This window comes from Streptomyces sp. NPDC001904, from assembly GCF_040297005.1.
Classification (GTDB): domain Bacteria; phylum Actinomycetota; class Actinomycetes; order Streptomycetales; family Streptomycetaceae; genus Streptomyces.
This window is the reverse complement of the sequence record NZ_JBEOYI010000001.1, coordinates 212,122-229,360: the sequence shown is the minus strand read 5'-3', so window position 1 is coordinate 229,360 and position 17,239 is coordinate 212,122. Positions and strand designations below refer to the sequence as shown.

At 70.4% G+C, this 17,239-nt stretch carries 14 protein-coding genes; 8 read left to right on the top strand and 6 right to left on the bottom strand.

Annotated features, from left to right (window positions below):
* Nucleotides 1–210: 210 nt before the first annotated feature.
* The 5 genes from ABT127_RS01000 to ABT127_RS00980 all read left to right on the top strand — a co-directional run bounded on the left by ABT127_RS01000 (nt 211) and on the right by ABT127_RS00980 (nt 5,105).
* Nucleotides 211–1,200 (top strand): TraR/DksA family transcriptional regulator, encoded by a 990-nt coding sequence (locus ABT127_RS01000; RefSeq protein WP_351443725.1) that lies wholly within the window; start codon nt 211–213, stop codon nt 1,198–1,200.
* A 118-nt stretch (nt 1,201–1,318) separates the two neighbouring features.
* Entirely contained in the window at nt 1,319–1,897 is a 579-nt protein-coding gene (gene lspA / locus ABT127_RS00995) for a signal peptidase II (protein ID WP_351443724.1), read from the top strand.
* Between the two features lie 62 nt (nt 1,898–1,959).
* Nucleotides 1,960–2,901 carry an RluA family pseudouridine synthase gene (locus tag ABT127_RS00990; protein WP_351443723.1) on the top strand — a complete coding sequence of 314 codons (942 nt, stop codon included), beginning with the start codon at nt 1,960–1,962 and terminating at the stop codon, nt 2,899–2,901.
* Complete coding sequence (locus tag ABT127_RS00985) at nt 2,898–3,368, top strand: GNAT family N-acetyltransferase (protein ID WP_351443722.1); 471 nt, start codon at nt 2,898–2,900, stop codon at nt 3,366–3,368. Before ABT127_RS00990 ends, ABT127_RS00985 begins: the two co-directional genes overlap by 4 nt.
* Nucleotides 3,369–3,518: 150 nt before the next feature.
* Nucleotides 3,519–5,105 (top strand): Na+/H+ antiporter, encoded by a 1,587-nt coding sequence (locus ABT127_RS00980; protein ID WP_351443721.1) that lies wholly within the window; start codon nt 3,519–3,521, stop codon nt 5,103–5,105.
* A gap of 130 nt (nt 5,106–5,235) precedes the next feature.
* Here the strand turns inward: ABT127_RS00980 and ABT127_RS00975 are convergent, their stop codons facing one another.
* A complete protein-coding gene (locus ABT127_RS00975) occupies nt 5,236–6,345 on the bottom strand; it encodes a mechanosensitive ion channel family protein (protein ID WP_351444045.1) in 1,110 nt (369 codons plus the stop codon).
* Between the two features lie 69 nt (nt 6,346–6,414).
* On the opposite strand from ABT127_RS00975, the gene ABT127_RS00970 reads away from it, so the two are divergent.
* A complete protein-coding gene (locus ABT127_RS00970) occupies nt 6,415–6,981 on the top strand; it encodes a dienelactone hydrolase family protein (RefSeq protein WP_351443720.1) in 567 nt (188 codons plus the stop codon).
* A gap of 19 nt (nt 6,982–7,000) precedes the next feature.
* Here ABT127_RS00970 and ABT127_RS00965 read toward each other — a convergent pair whose 3' ends face one another.
* The 4 genes from ABT127_RS00965 to ABT127_RS00950 form a co-directional block, all read right to left on the bottom strand.
* Nucleotides 7,001–8,656, bottom strand: a complete 1,656-nt coding sequence (locus ABT127_RS00965; RefSeq protein ID WP_351443719.1) for an alkaline phosphatase D family protein — start codon at nt 8,654–8,656, stop codon at nt 7,001–7,003.
* 105 nt (nt 8,657–8,761) lie between these two features.
* Complete coding sequence (locus tag ABT127_RS00960) at nt 8,762–9,607, bottom strand: thioredoxin domain-containing protein (RefSeq protein ID WP_351443718.1); 846 nt, start codon at nt 9,605–9,607, stop codon at nt 8,762–8,764.
* Nucleotides 9,608–9,659: 52 nt separating this feature from the next.
* A complete protein-coding gene (locus tag ABT127_RS00955) occupies nt 9,660–10,340 on the bottom strand; it encodes a hypothetical protein (protein WP_351443717.1) in 681 nt (226 codons plus the stop codon).
* A 55-nt stretch (nt 10,341–10,395) separates the two neighbouring features.
* Nucleotides 10,396–11,721 (bottom strand): DUF2252 domain-containing protein, encoded by a 1,326-nt coding sequence (locus ABT127_RS00950; RefSeq protein ID WP_351443716.1) that lies wholly within the window; start codon nt 11,719–11,721, stop codon nt 10,396–10,398.
* A 177-nt stretch (nt 11,722–11,898) separates the two neighbouring features.
* Here ABT127_RS00950 and dnaE point away from each other — a divergent pair, with 177 nt between their 5' ends.
* Nucleotides 11,899–15,438, top strand: coding sequence for a DNA polymerase III subunit alpha (dnaE, locus tag ABT127_RS00945; RefSeq protein WP_351443715.1), 3,540 nt, complete (start codon nt 11,899–11,901; stop codon nt 15,436–15,438).
* Between the two features lie 87 nt (nt 15,439–15,525).
* Here the strand turns inward: dnaE and ABT127_RS00940 are convergent, their stop codons facing one another.
* Nucleotides 15,526–15,690, bottom strand: coding sequence for a hypothetical protein (locus ABT127_RS00940; RefSeq protein ID WP_351443714.1), 165 nt, complete (start codon nt 15,688–15,690; stop codon nt 15,526–15,528).
* A gap of 243 nt (nt 15,691–15,933) precedes the next feature.
* Here ABT127_RS00940 and ABT127_RS00935 point away from each other — a divergent pair, with 243 nt between their 5' ends.
* A complete protein-coding gene (locus ABT127_RS00935; RefSeq protein WP_351443713.1) occupies nt 15,934–17,178 on the top strand; it encodes an NYN domain-containing protein in 1,245 nt (414 codons plus the stop codon).
* Nucleotides 17,179–17,239: the final 61 nt, after the last annotated feature.

The window sequence follows — 17,239 nt, the reverse complement described above, 5'->3', positions numbered from 1 at the left end:
TCCGTCGGCGGGCGCGGCGCACTCGGGCGGTGGGCGGATTACCAGGCGGGGAGCTGGGCACAACGCTTGCAGGTTCCTCGCGCGACGGTCGCCGGACCGTCGCGGAGGGGGTGGACCGGGGCGCCTGTCCCGTTGCCGCGGGCCTGGAGTCGATTTATCGTCCCAGCACGATTCGCGTGCAAGATCACAATATGTGAAGGGGCCGCGGCCATGGTGGCGAAAAAGACCGCCGTTCAGCAGTCGGCGTCCGGCAGATCGACGGGCGCGGGTGCCTCCGGCGGGGCGGCCCGTGCCACTGCCTCCGGCGGTGCCGGGAAGGACGTGGGGGCCAAGAAGAGCGCCCGCGCGGCGGTGTCCGGGGATGCTTCGGCGCCCCGGAAGACTGCCAAGGCGGCGAAGAGCGCGCCCACGAAGAGCGCGAAAAGTGCCGCGCCCGCCAAGAAGGCGGCGAAGAGCACCAGGAGCGCGGCGAAGAAGACCGCGAAGGTCACCTCCGCGAAGAGCCCCGGCGCGGACGCGGCGGCCGAGGCCGCGGAGGAGACCACTGCCGCGGACCGTACGAGCGGTACGACCGGTGCCGGGGACGGCACCGCGAGCACGGCGAAGCCCGGCGCCAAGAAGGCCGCCGGGCGCAAGAGCGCGGCGAAGAAGACGGTCGCCTCCGCGGCCGAGGACGCGGCCGAGGCCGCGAAGACGACGGGAGCCACGACGGTGGTTGCGAAGAAGACTCAGGGAACGGCCACGGCGGCGAAGAAGCCCGAAGCCGAAGCGGTTCCCAAGGCGCGGGTGGCCGCCGCCGAACCCGGCGAGCTGGCCGTCCGGCCCGGCGAGGAGCCCTGGACCCCGGACGAGGTCGCGGAGGCGCGCGCCGAGCTGCAGAGCGAGGCGCTGCGGCTGGGCAGCGAGATCGCCACCGCCGAGGAGGGCCTCGCGGGCCTGATGCGGGACTCCGGGGACGGGGCGGGCGACGACGACGCCGACACGGGCACGAAGAACATCACGCGCGAGCACGAGATGGCGCTCGCGGCCAACGCGCGCGAGATGCTGCTCCAGACCGAGCGGGCGCTGGAGCGGCTGGACGCCGGCACCTACGGACTCTGCGAGAACTGCGGGAACCCGATCGGCAAGGCGCGGATGCAGGCCTTCCCGCGGGCGACCCTGTGTGTGGAGTGCAAGCAGAAGCAGGAGCGGCGCTACTGAGCGTCAGCAGCGCTCTCCCGGCCGAGAAGCAGCCGAGTCGTGGCCGTACCGTCCTCGTACGGCCGCACACGTGTGCCGTACGCTCGTCCCCAGTCAGGCACTAGGTTGAGGGACTCACGTGGCAGAAGCGGAGCGCGTCATCGGTACGCCGGATTCCTCTGAGACGGGGGCGGTCGAGCCCGAGCAGGCCGCCGCGGCCGAGCGGCCCAAGGGCAGGCGGCGGCTCGTCGTGCTGCTCGCCGTGGCCGCCCTCGCGTACGCCCTCGACCTCGTGAGCAAGCTCATCGTGGTCGCGAAGCTGGAGCACCAGGACTCCGTCCGGATCCTCGGCGACTGGCTGCAGCTGGAGGTGATCCGCAACCCCGGCGCCGCCTGGGGCGTGGGCGAGGCCTTCACGATCGTCTTCACGGTGATCGCGGCCGCGGTGATCGTCGTCATCGTGCGGCTCGCGAAGAAGCTCTACAGCACGCCGTGGGCGATCGCGCTCGGGCTGCTGCTCGGCGGGGCCCTCGGTAATCTCACCGACCGGATCTTCCGGGCCCCCGGCATCTTCGAGGGCGCCGTCGTCGACTTCATCGCGCCGAAGCACTACCCGGTGTTCAACCTGGCCGACTCGGCGATCGTGTGCGGCGGCATCCTGATCGTGCTGCTGTCCTTCCGCGGGATCGACCCCGACGGCACCGTCCACAAGGACTGACCGCGGCCCTGGTGGCAGGGCTGCGGTTCGGGGCTGTCGGTGCGCTCCTGCATACTCGACGGGTGAGCACGATTCCCGAGATCCGAACCCTGCCCGTGCCCGACGGCCTGGAGGGCGAGCGCGTCGACGCCGCCATCTCCCGCATGTTCGGCTTCTCCCGCACCAAGGCCGCCGAGCTCGCCGCCGCCGGGAAGGTGACGGTGGACGGCTCGGTCGTGGGCAAGTCCGAGCGGGTGCACGGCGGGGCCTGGCTGGAAGTGGAGATGCCGCAGGCGCCCGCTCCGGTGCAGATCGTCGCCGAGCCCGTCGAGGGCATGGAGATCGTGCACGACGACGACGACATCGTCGTCATCGTGAAGCCGGTGGGCGTCGCCGCCCACCCCAGCCCCGGCTGGACCGGCACGACCGTGATCGGCGGCCTCGCCGCGGCCGGATACCGGATCTCGACGTCGGGCGCCGCCGAGCGCCAGGGCATCGTGCACCGGCTCGACGTCGGCACCTCCGGCCTGATGGTCGTCGCCAAGTCCGAGCGGGCGTACACCTCGCTGAAGCGCCAGTTCAAGGAGCGCGTCCCGGACAAGCGCTACCACGCGCTGGTCCAGGGTCACCCCGACCCGATGAGCGGCACGATCGACGCCCCCATCGGCCGTCACCCGAACCACGACTACAAGTGGGCCGTGACCGCCGACGGCAAGCCGTCCGTCACGCACTACGACCTCATCGAGGCCTTCCGCGCCGCCTCCCTGCTCGACATCAAGCTGGAGACGGGCCGCACCCACCAGATCCGGGTGCACATGTCCGCGCACCGGCACCCGTGCGTCGGCGACCTCACGTACGGCGCCGACCCGACGCTCGCCAAGCGCCTCGGCATCACCCGGCAGTGGCTGCACGCGGTGCGCCTCGGCTTCGAGCACCCGGCGGACGGCCAGTGGGTCGAGTTCGCGAGCGAGTACCCCGACGACCTCCAGACCGCGCTGGACCGGGTCCGGGCGGAGAGCGCATGAGCGCCGCCTACGAGCTGCGGGTCGCCGAGTCCGAGACGGACCGCGCCGCCTGCTTCGCCGTCCGCCGGGACGTCTTCGTCACCGAGCAGGGCGTGCCGCAGGAGCTGGAGTACGACACGTACGACATCGACGCCGTGCATGTGCTGGCGGTCCGGGAGGACGGGACCGCGCTCGGCACCGGCCGGCTGCTGACCGGTGCCGCCGCCGCGGTGAAGAACGGCGGGGCCGAGGACGTCGGCGCCCTCGGCCGCCTCGCCGTGGCCAAGGCCGCCCGGGGCCTTGGAGTGGGCGCCGCTCTGGTCGGCGCCATCGAGGAAGCCGCCCGGGACCGCGGGCTCTCGGCGGTCGATCTGCACGCGCAGACTCATGCGCTGGGCTTCTACGAGCGGCTCGGGTACGAGGCGTACGGGCCGGAGTTCCCGGACGCCGGGATTCCGCACCGGGCGATGCGCAAGACCGTCGGCTGAGACGGGCGCGGCCCGGTCCCGCTCCGGACCGGGTGTTCGCCGCCGCTCGAATCGGTGCGCCCACGCACCGCTGTCGAGCCGTTTTGCCCGGATCGCGTGGCACCCTGGACGCCGGTACACACGTGATCGTCGAGCCTGGTCGGAGCATCCGTGGATCAATTGGCCCTGCTGTTCGTGCTGCTGCTCGGGGCCGTCCTGAGCGTGCCGCTCGGCGACCGGCTCAAGCTGCCCGCGCCCATCCTGATGACCCTGCTCGGCATCGTCCTCGCCCTGATCCGGGCCGTTCCGAACGTCGACATCGACCCCGACCTGATCCTGCCCCTCGTGCTGCCGCCGCTGCTCTACGCGGCCGTGCACCGCACGTCCTGGCGCCAGTTCGCCGCCAACAAGCGGCCGATCTTCCTGCTCGCCGTCGCCCTCGTCTTCGTGACCACGGCCGCCGTCGCCTTCGTCGCGAACGCCGTGGTGCCCGGTCTCTCGCTCGCCGCGGCGGTCGCGCTCGGGGCGCTGGTGGCCCCGCCGGACCCGGTCGCCGCGACCGCCGTCGCGGGCCAACTCGGGCTGCCCCGGCGGATGGTGTCGATCCTGGAGGGCGAGGGGCTGTTCAACGACGTGACGGCGATCGTGCTCTACCACGTCGCCATCGCCGCCGCGGTCAGCGGCTCCTTCTCCCTGCCGCGGGCCGCCTTCGACCTCGTCCTGTCCGCAGTCGTCGCGATCGTCGTCGGGTTCGTGCTCGGCTGGGCCGCCAACAAGCTCATGGGCTATCTCGGCGACGCCACCCTCCAGATCGGCCTGACCCTCCTCATCCCGTACGCCTCCTACGTCCTCGCCGAGGAGCTCAAGGGCTCGGGCGTGCTCGCCGTCCTGACCACGGCGATCTTCCTCGCCGAGCACGCCTTCGACGCCGACGACGTCCTCACCCGGCTCACCGGCCGCGCCTTCTGGGACGTCGTCGACACCCTCGTCACCGGGGTCGCCTTCGGGCTCATCGGCCTGGAGGTGCACAACGTCGTCAGGACCGCGCAGGGCCGCTGGGGCGAGATGCTGGGCTGGTCGGCCGCGGTCGTCGGCGTCGTCATCGTCGTGCGGCTGCTGTGGCTGGCGCCCATGACCCTGGTCACCAAACGGATGCACGCGCGCCGCGACTTCGACGAGGACATCCCGCTGAGCTGGCGGGAGACCGTCGTCATGTGGTGGTCGGGGATGCGCGGGGTGGCGTCGGTGGCGCTGGCCCTCGCCATCCCGCTGACGATGGACGACGGGTCGGCCTTCCCCGACCGGGACGAGATCGTCTTCATCGCGTTCGGCGTCATCATGGCGACCCTCGTGCTCCAGGGGCTGAGTCTGCCCTGGCTGGTGACGAAGCTGAACGTGCGCGCCGACACCGAGGCCGAGCAGGAGTACGAGAAGGAGCTGGCGCTGCGCGCCGCGAAGGCCGCGAAGCGGCGGTACAAGGAGATCGAGGAGGTCGAGGAGCTTCCCGCCGAGGTGCAGGAGCAGATGCTGCGCCGGGCGTACGACATCGGGCTGCGCATCAATCCCGAGATGGGGGCCGAGGAACGGCGCGAGTCGCAGGCCAAGCGGTACAAGAGGATCAAGCGGGTGCGGCGGATCCAGGCCGAGATGATGTCGGCGGCGCGGCACGAGGTGCTGGCCGCGCGCAGCGAGCCCGGGGCCAATCCGGAGGTCGTCGACCGGGTGCTGCGGCAGCTCGACGTACGGAGTCTGCGCTAGCCGGGGTTGCGGAGGGTGCGTGCTCGTGTGCGGGTCTCGTCGTGGCTGGTCGCGCAGTTCCCCGCGCCCCTGAAGCGGGCTCCGCTCGCTCAGGGGAAACTGCGCGAGGCCGTCAGCCGGGCGGCGGTCCTCAGCCGCGACCGGTGCGCGGGGCGCGGCCGTCCCGGGCGCGGACGTGTTCCGAGAAGGCCTCCATGGCCTCGTCGGGGGCGAGCAGGGCCGTGGCCGTGTTGATGCGCGGGAGGGCGTACGGGTGCTTCTCGGTCAGCCAGCGCAGCATCTGCTCGCGGACGGTGACCCGGACCGTCCAGATGTCGTCGGCGTCCTTGGCGGTGACCAGGGCGCGGACCTGCATCGTGGAGGGCGTGGTGTCGGTGACGGCCAGGCCCCAGTCGCGGCCGTCCCAGGCCGCGCACTCGCCGAGGATGTCGCGCAGCCGCTCGCGCATCTCGTGCAGGGGCGCGCTGTGGTCGAGGTGGAAGAAGACGGTGCCGGTCATCTGGGCGCCGCCGCGCGACCAGTTCTCGAACGGCTTCGACGTGAAGTACGACACCGGCATGGTGATCCGGCGCTCGTCCCAGGTGCGTACGGCGAGGAAGGTGAGGGTGATCTCCTCGACCGTGCCCCACTCGCCGTCCACCACGACCGTGTCCCCGATGCGGACCATGTCGCCGAAGGCGATCTGCAGCCCGGCGAAGAGGTTGCCGAGCGTGGACTGGGCGGCGACACCGGCGACGATGCCGAGGATGCCGGCCGAGGCCAGCAGCGAGGCGCCCGCGGCGCGGAACGCGGGGAAGGTCAGCAGCATCGCCGCGACCGCCATCACACCGACGACGGCCGTGACGACGCGCTGGATGAGAGCGACCTGCGTGCGCACCCGGCGGACCCGGGCGGGATCGCGGTGGGCGGCGGCATAACGGGCGTAGGACGACTCGACGATCACCGCGGCGACCCGGATGATCAGCCAGGCCGTGGCGCCGATGAGCACCAGGCTGAGGGTCTGGCCGATCCCGGCGGAGTGCTCCTTCGCGAGCTTCGTCTGGTCGTACGAGCCGCGCAGCAGTGCCGCGCAGAGCACGAACTGGAGCGGCAGCCGGCAGCGGCGCAGCAGACCCCAGAGCGGCGTCTCGTGGTGGCGTCGGTCGGCCCGCTTCAGCAGTCGGTCCACGGCCCACCCGACGAGGAGGGTGATGAGGACCGAACCACCGATCACGATCAGCGGACGCAATACGTTCTCCATCTCCATGCCTTGCACCGTAACCGGGATCCGCCACGGCTAACCTGTGGCGTTCCTGGCACCATGGAGCCCATGAACATCATGCTCTTCCACTCGACGTTCGGTCTGCGGCCCGCCGTGAAGGACGCGGCCGACCGGCTGCGCGCCGCAGGTCACGAGGTGTGGACCCCCGATCTCTTCGAGGGCCGCACCTTCGACACCGTCGAGGAGGGCATGGAGTACAAGGACGAGATCGGCAAGGACGAACTGCTGAAGCGGGCCGTGCTCGCGGCCGCCCCCTATTCCGAGCGGGGCCTGGTGTACGCGGGCTTCTCGCTCGGCGCCTCCGTCGCGCAGACCCTCGCGCTCGGCGACGAGAAGGCCCGCGGGCTGCTGCTCCTGCACGGCACGTCGGACATCGCCGAGAACGCCTCCGTGGACGAGCTGCCGGTCCAGCTCCACGTCGCCTCGCCGGACGCCTTCGAGACGGACGACTGGCTGAACACCTGGTACCTGCAGATGGGTCGCACGGGCGCCGACGTCGAGATCTACCGCTACGCCGGGGCCGGCCACCTCTACACCGACCCCGGGCCGGACTACGACGAGGAGGCCGCCGAGGCCACCTGGCGGGTGGCGCTCGGCTTCCTGGACTCCCTCTAGCCCCCGGTCCGGCCCGGGGTCACTTCACGGGCGCGTCCGTGCGCTCGACCTTCTGGGTGCCGCTGCGCGTGCGGTAGGAACGTTCCCAGGCGGACGTGGCGTTCCTGTCGGTCCGGTCCGAGATCACGTAGTAGTCCATCTGCGCCCGCTCGGCGGTGACGTCCAGGACGCCGTAGCCGTGGGAGTCCATGTCCAGCCACTTCACGTGCCGGTTGGCCGCCTTGACCGCGGTCTCGGCCACCGTGGAGAGCGTGTCGGGCGCGACGTGCAGGATGTCGTCGAGGTTGTCCGACGTCACCGACGTGACCACGAACTCCGTCGCCGCGGACGGCGAGAGCGGGTACGTGCCCGCGGTCACCGGGACGTCGTTGGCCCACGCCATGTGGATGTCGCCGGTCAGGAAGACGGTGTCCTTGATGCCGCGCTCGCGCAGATGGGAGATCAGCTCCTTGCGGTCGTGCGTGTAGCCGTCCCACTGGTCGACGTTGACGGCCAGACCCTCCTTGGGCAGCCCCAGCAACTCGGCGAGCGGCGCGAGGAGATGGGCCGGCAGGGAGCCGAAGGCGACCGGCGAGATCATCACCGAGGTGCCGACCAGCTTCCACTGCGCGTCGGATGCGGCGAGCCCGGACTTCAGCCAGTCGAGCTGGGCGCGGCCGGTGATCGTGCGGTCGGCGTCGTCCACGGCGCCGCTGCCGACGCTCGCCTGCTGCGAGCGGAACGACCGGAGATCGAGCAGGTGCAGGTCGGCCAGGGCACCGAAGCGCAGCCGCCGGTAGACGGTGCCCGCGATCGACGGGCGCACCGGCATCCACTCGAAGTAGGCCTGCTTGGCGGCGTCCCTGCGGGCCGCCCAGGCGCCCTCGGTGTCGGGGGAGTGGTTCTCGGCGCCGCCCGACCAGGCGTCGTTGGCGAACTCGTGGTCGTCCCAGATGGCCACCAGCGGGTGGGCCGCGTGCACGGCCCGGACGTCGTCGTCGGTCTTGTGCGCCCCGTGCCGGATCCGGTAGTCGGCCAGCGAGACGATCTCGTGGGCGGGCTGGTGCGGGCGGACGGTGTACTTCGCCGCCGGGTACTCGCCCGTCTTGTACTCGTAGAGGTAGTCGCCGAGGTGCAGGACCGCGTCCAGGTCGGCGCGGGCGGCCAGATGACGGTAGGCGGAGAACCAGCCCGCCTCCCAGTTCGCGCAGGAGACGACGCCGAAGCGCAGCTCGTCGCGGCTGTCGGCTGCGGGCGCGGTGCGGGTCCGTCCGACGGGCGAGTACGCGTCGCCCACGAAGAAGCGGAAGTAATAGGCGCTCGCCGGGCGCAGGCCCCTTACATCCGCCTTCACGGTGTGGTCGGACGCGGCGCTGGCGGTCGTGGTGCCCCGGCCCACCACCGTACGGAACGCCTGGTCCTCGGCGATCTCCCAGCTCACCCGGGTATCGGGCCCCTTGCCGGAGCCGGGCACGGCCTCGGCGGTCGGGGTCACCCGTGTCCACAGCAGGACGCCGTCGGGGAGCGGGTCGCCCGAGGCGACGCCGTGCAGGAAGGCGGGAGCCGGGGCGGGAGGGGCGGCGTGGGCGGCGGGAACCGCGAGCAGCGGGGCGGCGAGGACGGCGCCCGCGGCCGCGGCCTTGACCACCGTACGGCGGCGCGGAGTTGAGGATTCTGCCTGAAGTCGACTGGTCACGGGGCAGAACCCTACTGACCGGTACGCGCCAAGGGCGGGCGAACTCCGAAGAGTTCGCCCGCCCTTCAGCGGTGCGTCAGGTGGACCGGACGGAGCGGAGCGGGATCAGCCCGCGAGCGCCTTCTGGATCGCCGTGTTGAAGTCGGCCACCGTCATGGGGGCGTTCTGGCCGTCGGAGCCCACGAGCTTCTTGCCGTCCATGACGAGGGACGGGGTGCCGGTGACGCCGTCCTTGTTCGAGTCGAACGTCTTGGACATCTTCATGGCCCAGTTGTCGTAGGTGCCCTTGCGGACGTCCTTCTGGAAGGCCTTGTTGTCCTTCAGGGCGTCCACGGTGTTCGCGACCTTGATCAGGTAGTCGTCGCTCTTGAACTCGTCCTTGGTCTCGTCCGGGTGGTACTTCTTCGAGTACAGGGCGGTCTTGTAGTCGAGGAAGGCGTCCTGGCTGACGTTCAGGGCCGCGCCGAGCGCGCTCAGCGCGTTCTTGGAGCCCTCGCCGTTGGTGCCGATCTTGCCGTTGCCGTCGCCGTCGATGAAGGTGGCGCCGATGTACTGGATCTTGAACTTGCCGTCCTCGACGTCCTTGTGGACGGTCGAGCCGACCGTCTGCTCGAAGGACGCGCAGACCGGGCAGCGCGAGTCCTCGTAGAGCTTCAGGGTCTTCTTCGCGCTGTCCTTGCCGATCACCACGGTCGTGCCGTTGGTGCCGGTGGTGTGCGCGGGCGCCACGACGTCGGCGCTCTTCGCGTCCTTGGCCTTCTCCCAGTAGGAGGGCTTCATGGCCTGCACCGCGAAGTAGCCGACGCCGCCGGCTATCGCGAGCACACCCACGATGGAACCCGCGACGATCGCCTGCCGCTTCGCCTTCGCCGTCTTCGCCTGCTTCTCGCGCTCGATCCGCAGCCGCTCGCGGGCCGCCGTCTTTGCCTGCTGGCTGTTGCGCTTGCTCATGATGTTCGTACTCCGTAGCTGTGAAAGATGAGGGGGACTGTCGTGTGCTGGCTCAGGCGGCCAGGCACGGCGGTCCGCGCCGTCCCACGGAGTGCACCCAGATCCGGATGCGGGCGGCCGGCACGGCGGTGACCGGACGGGGTCCGGCGGAGACCGGCTCGACCCGGGCGGTGACCGTGGCGCAGGCGACGATCAGCGGCCGGAACGCGAACGCGGCCAGCGCGCGGAGCAGCTGGGCCACCGCCTGCTCGCCGCGGCGCAGCCACAGGGCCGCCAGCATGCCGACCGTCACATGAGCGCCGAGGAGCAGCCAGGAGGCCGCCGGGCCGGGGTGTGCGAGCAGGCCGACGGCCTTGCCGGCGCCACCGCCGGTCATCCGGGCCAGGGGCGTGCCCACGTTCCCCGCGCACAGCAGGTCGAAGCCGAACGAGCGCAGGGGACCCGCGACCGGGCCGCCCGCCGCGCCGTAGCAGACGTGCTGCCCGGTGGTGAAGACCGTGTCCGCGGCCAGCTCCAGCGGGACGAGCAGCGCGGCGATCCGCCCGAAGCCGCGCTCGCGTCCGGCGAGCGCGTACGCGATCACGAACACGGCGGCGGCGATCGCGCCGACCGTCGTGAGCGGCAGCGGGGCCCTGGACAGCAGCACGTGCGACGCGGCGGACAGCGTCACGGCCACGGCCGTGAAGAGTGCCGCGCGCACGGCTCTGAGCTGGGTCCCGGATATGTCGTCCATCGCCGAGGAGTGTGCCATGGCCGACGGTAAACGATGCCTAAAGGGTGGCTGTGTGTCAGAGACCGGGGATCCGGCCGTTGCGGAACAGGTCCACGAAGATCTGGTGGTCCTCCCGCGCGCGGGCGCCGTAGACGTGCGCGAAGTCCACCAGGAGGTCGGCGAAACCGTCCTCGTCGGCGGCGATCGCCGCGTCGATCGCGCGCTCCGTGGAGAACGGCACCAGCGACTCGCCGGACTGGTCGTCGGCCGCCGCGTGCATCGTCGCGGTGGCCCGGCCGAGGTCGGCGACGACCGCGTCGACCTCCTCCGGGTCGTCGATGTCCGACCAGTCCAGGTCCACCGCGTACGGGGAGACCTCGGCGACCAGCTGCCCCGAGCCGTTCAGCTCCGTCCAGCCCAGCCACGGGTCCGCGTGGGCCTGGAGCGCGCGCTGCGAGATGACCGTGCGGTGCCCCTCGTGCTGGAAGTAGCCGCGGATCGCCGGGTCCGTGATGTGGCGCGAGACGGCCGGGGTCTGGGCCTGCTTCACGTAGATCACCACATCGTTCTCCAGGGCGTCGCTGTTGCCCTCCAGGAGGATGTTGTACGAGGGCAGGCCCGCCGACCCGATGCCGATGCCGCGGCGCCCGACGACGTCCTTGACCCGGTACGAGTCAGGGCGGGTCAGCGACGACTCCGGCAGCGTCTCCAGATAGCCGTCGAAGGCCGCGAGCACCTTGTAGCGGGTCGCCGCGTCCAGCTCGATGGAGCCGCCGCCGGGGGCGAAGCGGCGCTCGAAGTCGCGGATCTCCGTCATGGAGTCGAGCAGCTCGAAGCGGGTGCGGGAGCGGGCGTCGCGGAGCGCGCCGAGCAGCGGGCCGTCGGCCGTGTCCAGGGTGAAGGGCGGCACCTCGTCGTTCTTCGCGCCGGTGGCCAGGGAGTGGACCCGCTCGCGGTAGGCCGCCGCGTACGTGCGCACCAGGGCCGTGATCTGCTCGTCGCTGAACGCCTTGGCGTAGCCGATCAGGGCCACCGAGGCGGCGAAGCGCTTCAGGTCCCAGGTGAAGGGGCCGACGTACGCCTCGTCGAAGTCGTTCACATTGAAGACCAGCCGGCCGTTCGCATCCATGTACGTGCCGAAGTTCTCCGCGTGCAGGTCGCCGTGGATCCACACCCGGCTGGTGCGGTCGTCCAGGTACGGGCCGCCGTGCTGCTCACGCTCCAGGTCCTGGTAGAACAGGCAGGCCGTCCCGCGGTAGAAGGCGAAGGCCGACGCGGCCATCTTGCGGAACTTGACCCGGAAGGCGGCGGGGTCCGCGGCGAGCAGCTCGCCGAACGCGGTGTCGAAGACGGCAAGGATCTGCTCGCCGCGCTCTTCAGCGGTGGGCTGCGGGTCCGACATCGCGGGGTGCCTCCTGGTGCAGATGGTGCGTGAGCTGTGTGACACGCAGGGCAGGTGTTCTGACCTGTCCAACGCCCGACCGTACTCCGGAGTGCCCGTCGGTTGTCAGCGGTCGGTCGTAGACTTCCAAGCTGTCCCCAGACCGTCGCCGCGCGTTTTCCATCGGAGGCCTCAACCGTGTCAAAGCCGCCCTTCACGCACCTGCACGTCCACACCCAGTACTCGCTGCTGGACGGTGCCGCGCGGCTGAAGGACATGTTCAAGGCGTGCAACGAGATGGGCATGACCCACATCGCCATGTCCGACCACGGGAACCTGCACGGGGCGTACGACTTCTTCCACTCCGCGCAGAGCGCCGGGGTCACGCCGATCATCGGCATCGAGGCGTACGTCGCCCCGGAGTCGCGGCGCAACAAGCGGAAGATCAAGTGGGGACAGCCGCACCAGAAGCGCGACGACATCTCCGGTTCGGGCGGTTACACGCACAAGACGATCTGGGCGGCGAACAGCACGGGCCTGCACAACCTCTTCAAGCTGTCCTCGGACGCGTACGCCGAGGGCTGGCTGCAGAAGTGGCCGCGCATGGACAAGGAGACGATCTCCCAGTGGAGCGAGGGGCTCATCGCCTCCACCGGCTGCCCCTCCGGTGAGCTGCAGACGCGTCTGCGCCTCGGCCAGTTCGACGAGGCGCTGAAGGCCGCCTCCGAGTACCAGGACATCTTCGGCAAGGACCGGTACTTCCTGGAGCTGATGGACCACGGCATCGAGATCGAGCGCCGGGTCCGCGACGGTCTGCTGGAGATCGGCAAGAAGCTCGGCATCCCGCCCCTGGTGACGAACGACTCGCACTACACGTACGCGCACGAGGCGACCGCGCACGACGCCCTGCTCTGCATCCAGACCGGCAAGAACCTCTCCGACCCGGACCGCTTCCGGTTCGACGGCACGGGCTACTACCTGAAGTCGACCGACGAGATGTACGCCGTCGACTCCTCGGACGCCTGGCAGGAGGGCTGCCGCAACACCCTCCTGGTGGCCGAGCAGATCGACACCACCGGCATGTTCGACAAGCGCGACCTCATGCCGAAGTTCGACATCCCGGAAGAGGGCTACACCAACACCACCTGGTTCAAGGAGGAAGTGCGCCGCGGCATGAACCGGCGCTACCCGGACGGTGTCCCCGAGGACCGGCAGAAGCAGGCCGAGTACGAGATGGACATCATCATCCAGATGGGGTTCCCGGGGTACTTCCTCGTCGTCGCCGACTTCATCATGTGGGCCAAGAACAACGGCATCGCGGTGGGCCCGGGCCGAGGCTCCGCGGCCGGCTCGATCGTCGCGTACGCGATGGGCATCACCGACCTCGACCCGATCACGCACGGCCTGATCTTCGAGCGGTTCCTCAACCCCGAGCGCGTCTCCATGCCCGACGTCGACATCGACTTCGACGAGCGCAGGCGCGTCGAAGTGATCAGGTACGTGACCGAGAAGTACGGCGCCGACAAGGTCGCCATGATCGGCACGTACGGCAAGATCAAGGCCAAGAACGCGATCAAGGACTCCGCGCGCGTGCTCGGCTACCCGTACGCGATGGGCGACCGCCTCACCAAGGCGATGCCCGCCGACGTCCTCGGCAAGGGCATCGACCTCGACGGCATCACCAACCCCACGCACCCGCGCTACAGCGAGGCGGGCGAGATCCGCGGGATGTACGAGAACGAGCCGGACGTCAAGAAGGTCATCGACACCGCCAAGGGCGTCGAGGGCCTGGTCCGGCAGATGGGCGTGCACGCCGCCGGCGTCATCATGTCCAGCGAGCCGATCGTCGACCACGCCCCGCTGTGGACCCGGCACACCGACGGCGTGACCATCACGCAGTGGGACTACCCGCAGTGCGAGTCGCTCGGCCTGATCAAGATGGACTTCCTGGGCCTCAGGAACCTGACGATCATGGACGACGCCGTCAAGATGGTGCGGTCCAACAAGGGCATCGACCTGGAGATGCTGTCGCTCCCGCTGGACGACCCGAAGACCTTCGAACTGCTCTGCCGCGGTGACACGCTCGGCGTCTTCCAGTTCGACGGCGGCCCGATGCGTTCGCTGCTCCGCCAGATGCAGCCCGACAACTTCGAGGACATTTCCGCCGTCTCGGCCCTGTACCGGCCGGGCCCGATGGGCATGAACTCGCACACGAACTACGCGGAGCGCAAGAACAACCGCCAGGAGATCACGCCGATCCACCCGGAGCTCGAAGAGCCCCTGAAGGAGACGCTGGGTCTCACCTACGGCCTCATCGTGTACCAGGAGCAGGTGCAGAAGGCCGCCCAGATCGTCGCCGGGTACTCGCTCGGCGAGGCCGACATCCTGCGCCGCGTGATGGGCAAGAAGAAGCCCGAGGAACTGGCGAAGAACTTCACCATCTTCCAGGAGGGCGCCCGCAAGAACGGCTTCTCCGACGCGGCGATCCAGGCCCTGTGGGACGTCCTGGTGCCGTTCGCCGGATACGCGTTCAACAAGGCGCACTCCTCCGCGTACGGCCTGGTCACCTACTGGACCGCGTACCTGAAGGCGAACTACCCGGCCGAGTACATGGCGGCGCTGCTCACCTCGGTGAAGGACGACAAGGACAAGTCGGCCGTCTACCTGAACGAGTGCCGGCGCATGAAGATCAAGGTGCTCCCGCCGGACGTGAACGAGTCGGTGCACAACTTCGCCGCCCAGGGCGACGACGTGATCCTCTTCGGCCTGGAGGCCGTCCGCAACGTCGGTACGAACGTGGTGGAGTCGATCATCCGCTCGCGCAAGGCGAAGGGGAAGTACAGCTCGTTCCCCGACTACCTCGACAAGGTCGAGGCCGCGGCGTGCAACAAGAGGACGACCGAGTCCCTCATCAAGGCGGGCGCCTTCGACCCGATGGGGCACACCCGCAAGGGCCTCACCGCGCAGTACGAGCCGATGATCGACAACGTGGTCGCGGTCAAGCGGAAGGAGGCGGAGGGACAGTTCGACCTCTTCGGCGGCGGCGAGGAGGAGAGCGACGCCCCGGGCTTCGGTCTCGACGTCGAGTTCTCCACCGACGAGTGGGACAAGACGTACCTGCTCGCCCAGGAGCGCGAGATGCTCGGCCTGTACGTCTCCGACCACCCGCTGTTCGGCCTGGAGCACGTGTTGTCCGACAAGGCCGATGCGGGCATCGGGCAGCTCACCGGCGGCGACTTCGGCGACGGCGCGGTCGTCACGGTCGGCGGCATCATCTCCGGCCTCCAGCGCAAGATGACCAAGCAGGGCAACGCCTGGGCGATCGCGACCGTCGAGGACCTCGCCGGTTCCATCGAGTGCATGTTCTTCCCGGCCACCTACCAGCTGGTCTCCACCCAGCTCGTCGAGGACGCCGTCGTCTTCGTCAAGGGCCGGCTCGACAAGCGCGAGGACGTGCCGCGCCTGGTCGCCATGGAGATGCAGGTCCCCGACCTGTCGAACGCGGGAACGAACGCTCCGGTGATCCTCACCATCCCCGCCCTGAAGGTGACCCCGCCGATGGTCAGCCGCCTCGGCGAGATCCTCTCCAACCACCGGGGCGACAGCGAGGTGCGGATCAAGCTCCAGGGTCCGCGCAAGACCACGGTCCTCCGTCTCGACCGGCACCGGGTCAAGCCGGACCCGGCGCTCTACGGCGACCTGAAGGTGCTTCTCGGCCCGTCCTGCCTGGCGGGCTGATCCGCCGAACGGCGCACACGGCGCGAGGGCCGCACCCGGACATCCGGGTGCGGCCCTCGCCGTGCCGCAACAGCCTTGCGGCGTACGTCAGTTGTGCCCGAAGCGGCGCTCGCGGTGCTTGCGGGCCACATCCCCCGGTGTGGCCTGGACGGCCGACTTCGCCTCGGCCTCCATGGCGGACGACCGGGCCTGCTCCTGCGGCTCTGCCGACTTCTGCTGCTGATTGCGGTTCTGCTTGCGGTTCTTGGCCATGGTGATTGCCTCCTGCGGGGGAACTAGGGGCCAGGGCCGGTTTCAGACTCACATAGGGGGAACAAGACCGCATTTCGGATAATTACCGTGCGTAGCAGAGGGTTCGGGCCCTGTTCGCGCCACCTTCACGCCTTCCGCCACGCCGAAGATCGAGTTCGGGCCGTTAAGCCCCGCGCTGTCGGGCAGACTCGAAGGAAACCCGAAGCGAACGCACGGGCGTGTCGGCGAAAGAGGGTGGACCGCATGGACCGTTGCATCGTCCTGGTGGACGCCGGGTATCTGCTGGGTGCGGCCGCGAGTCTCCTCGCGGGCGAACCCTCCCGGTCCCGGATCCATGTCGACCACGCCGCCCTCATCCAGGGGCTGCGCGAACGCGCCGAATCCGAGACCGAGCGCCCACTGCTGCGCATCTACTGGTTCGACGGCGCCCCCGACCGCGTCCCGCAGCCCGAGCACCGCAGGCTGCGCGTGATGCCCCGGGTCACGGTGCGGCTCGGCGCACTGACCCGCAGCGACGGACGCTGGGCGCAGAAGGGCGTCGACGCCGCGATGCACGCCGAGCTGACCGAGCTGGCGCGCAACCGGGCCTGCTCCGACGTCGTCCTGGTCACCGGCGACGGCGATCTGCTGCCCGGCATGATGGCCGCCAAGGAGCACGGCGTCGCCGTCCACCTCTGGGCCGTCCAGGCCGCCGACGGCGACTACAACCAGTCCGAGGACCTGGTCGCCGAGGCCGACGAACGGCGGGTGCTCGACCGGACCTGGATCACCAAGGCCGTCCGCGCCAAGGAACTCAGCGGCCCGTGCGCCCCGCCGCCCGCCCCGCGCCCCGAGATCGCCGCGATCCTCTCCGCCCCGCTGCCCGAGTCCGCGCCGGCCGCCGCCGGGCGCCTCGCCGACCGGGACGCCGACGCGCCGCCCGTCCAGCACGCCCCGGCCGAGCGCGCCGAGCGGCCCGAGAGCGACCACGAGGACCGCTCCGGCGCCGGCAGGGGCGTCCCCACCCCGAAGGACCTGGCCGCCCTGCGCGCGCCCGGCACCACCCAGCCCGCGCAGCATCCGGCCAACGCGACGCTGCGCTGGTCCTCCGACAAGGGCTGGGTCGAGCGGCCCGGCGGGGGCGGCGAGCCCCCCGAGTCCGCGTCGCTGCCCACCCTGGCGCAGCTCACCACCGCCGAGCAGCGCTGGGCCGACCGCGAGGAGGACATCACCACGGTCGGGGGCGATCCGTACGAGGTGGGGCAGGTGTTCGCCCGGCGGTGGATGGGCCGGCTGGGTGATCACACACAACTGCAGAAACTGTCGACCATGTACCCCCGGGTGCCGCACCGCATCGACGGGGAGCTGCTGCGGTACGCGGCGCGGTTCGGGCTGCTCGCCCACAAGGACGACCAGATCGACGAGCACGACCGGTACGCGATCCGGGCCGGGTTCTGGCGGGAGATCGACGTGCGGACCGGCGTGGAGCACGCTGCCGCGGGGGATTGATCGCGGCGTCAGCCGGGCCGCCGCCCGTGTTCTCGCCGAGTCGCGTCCACGGTGCGTCGTG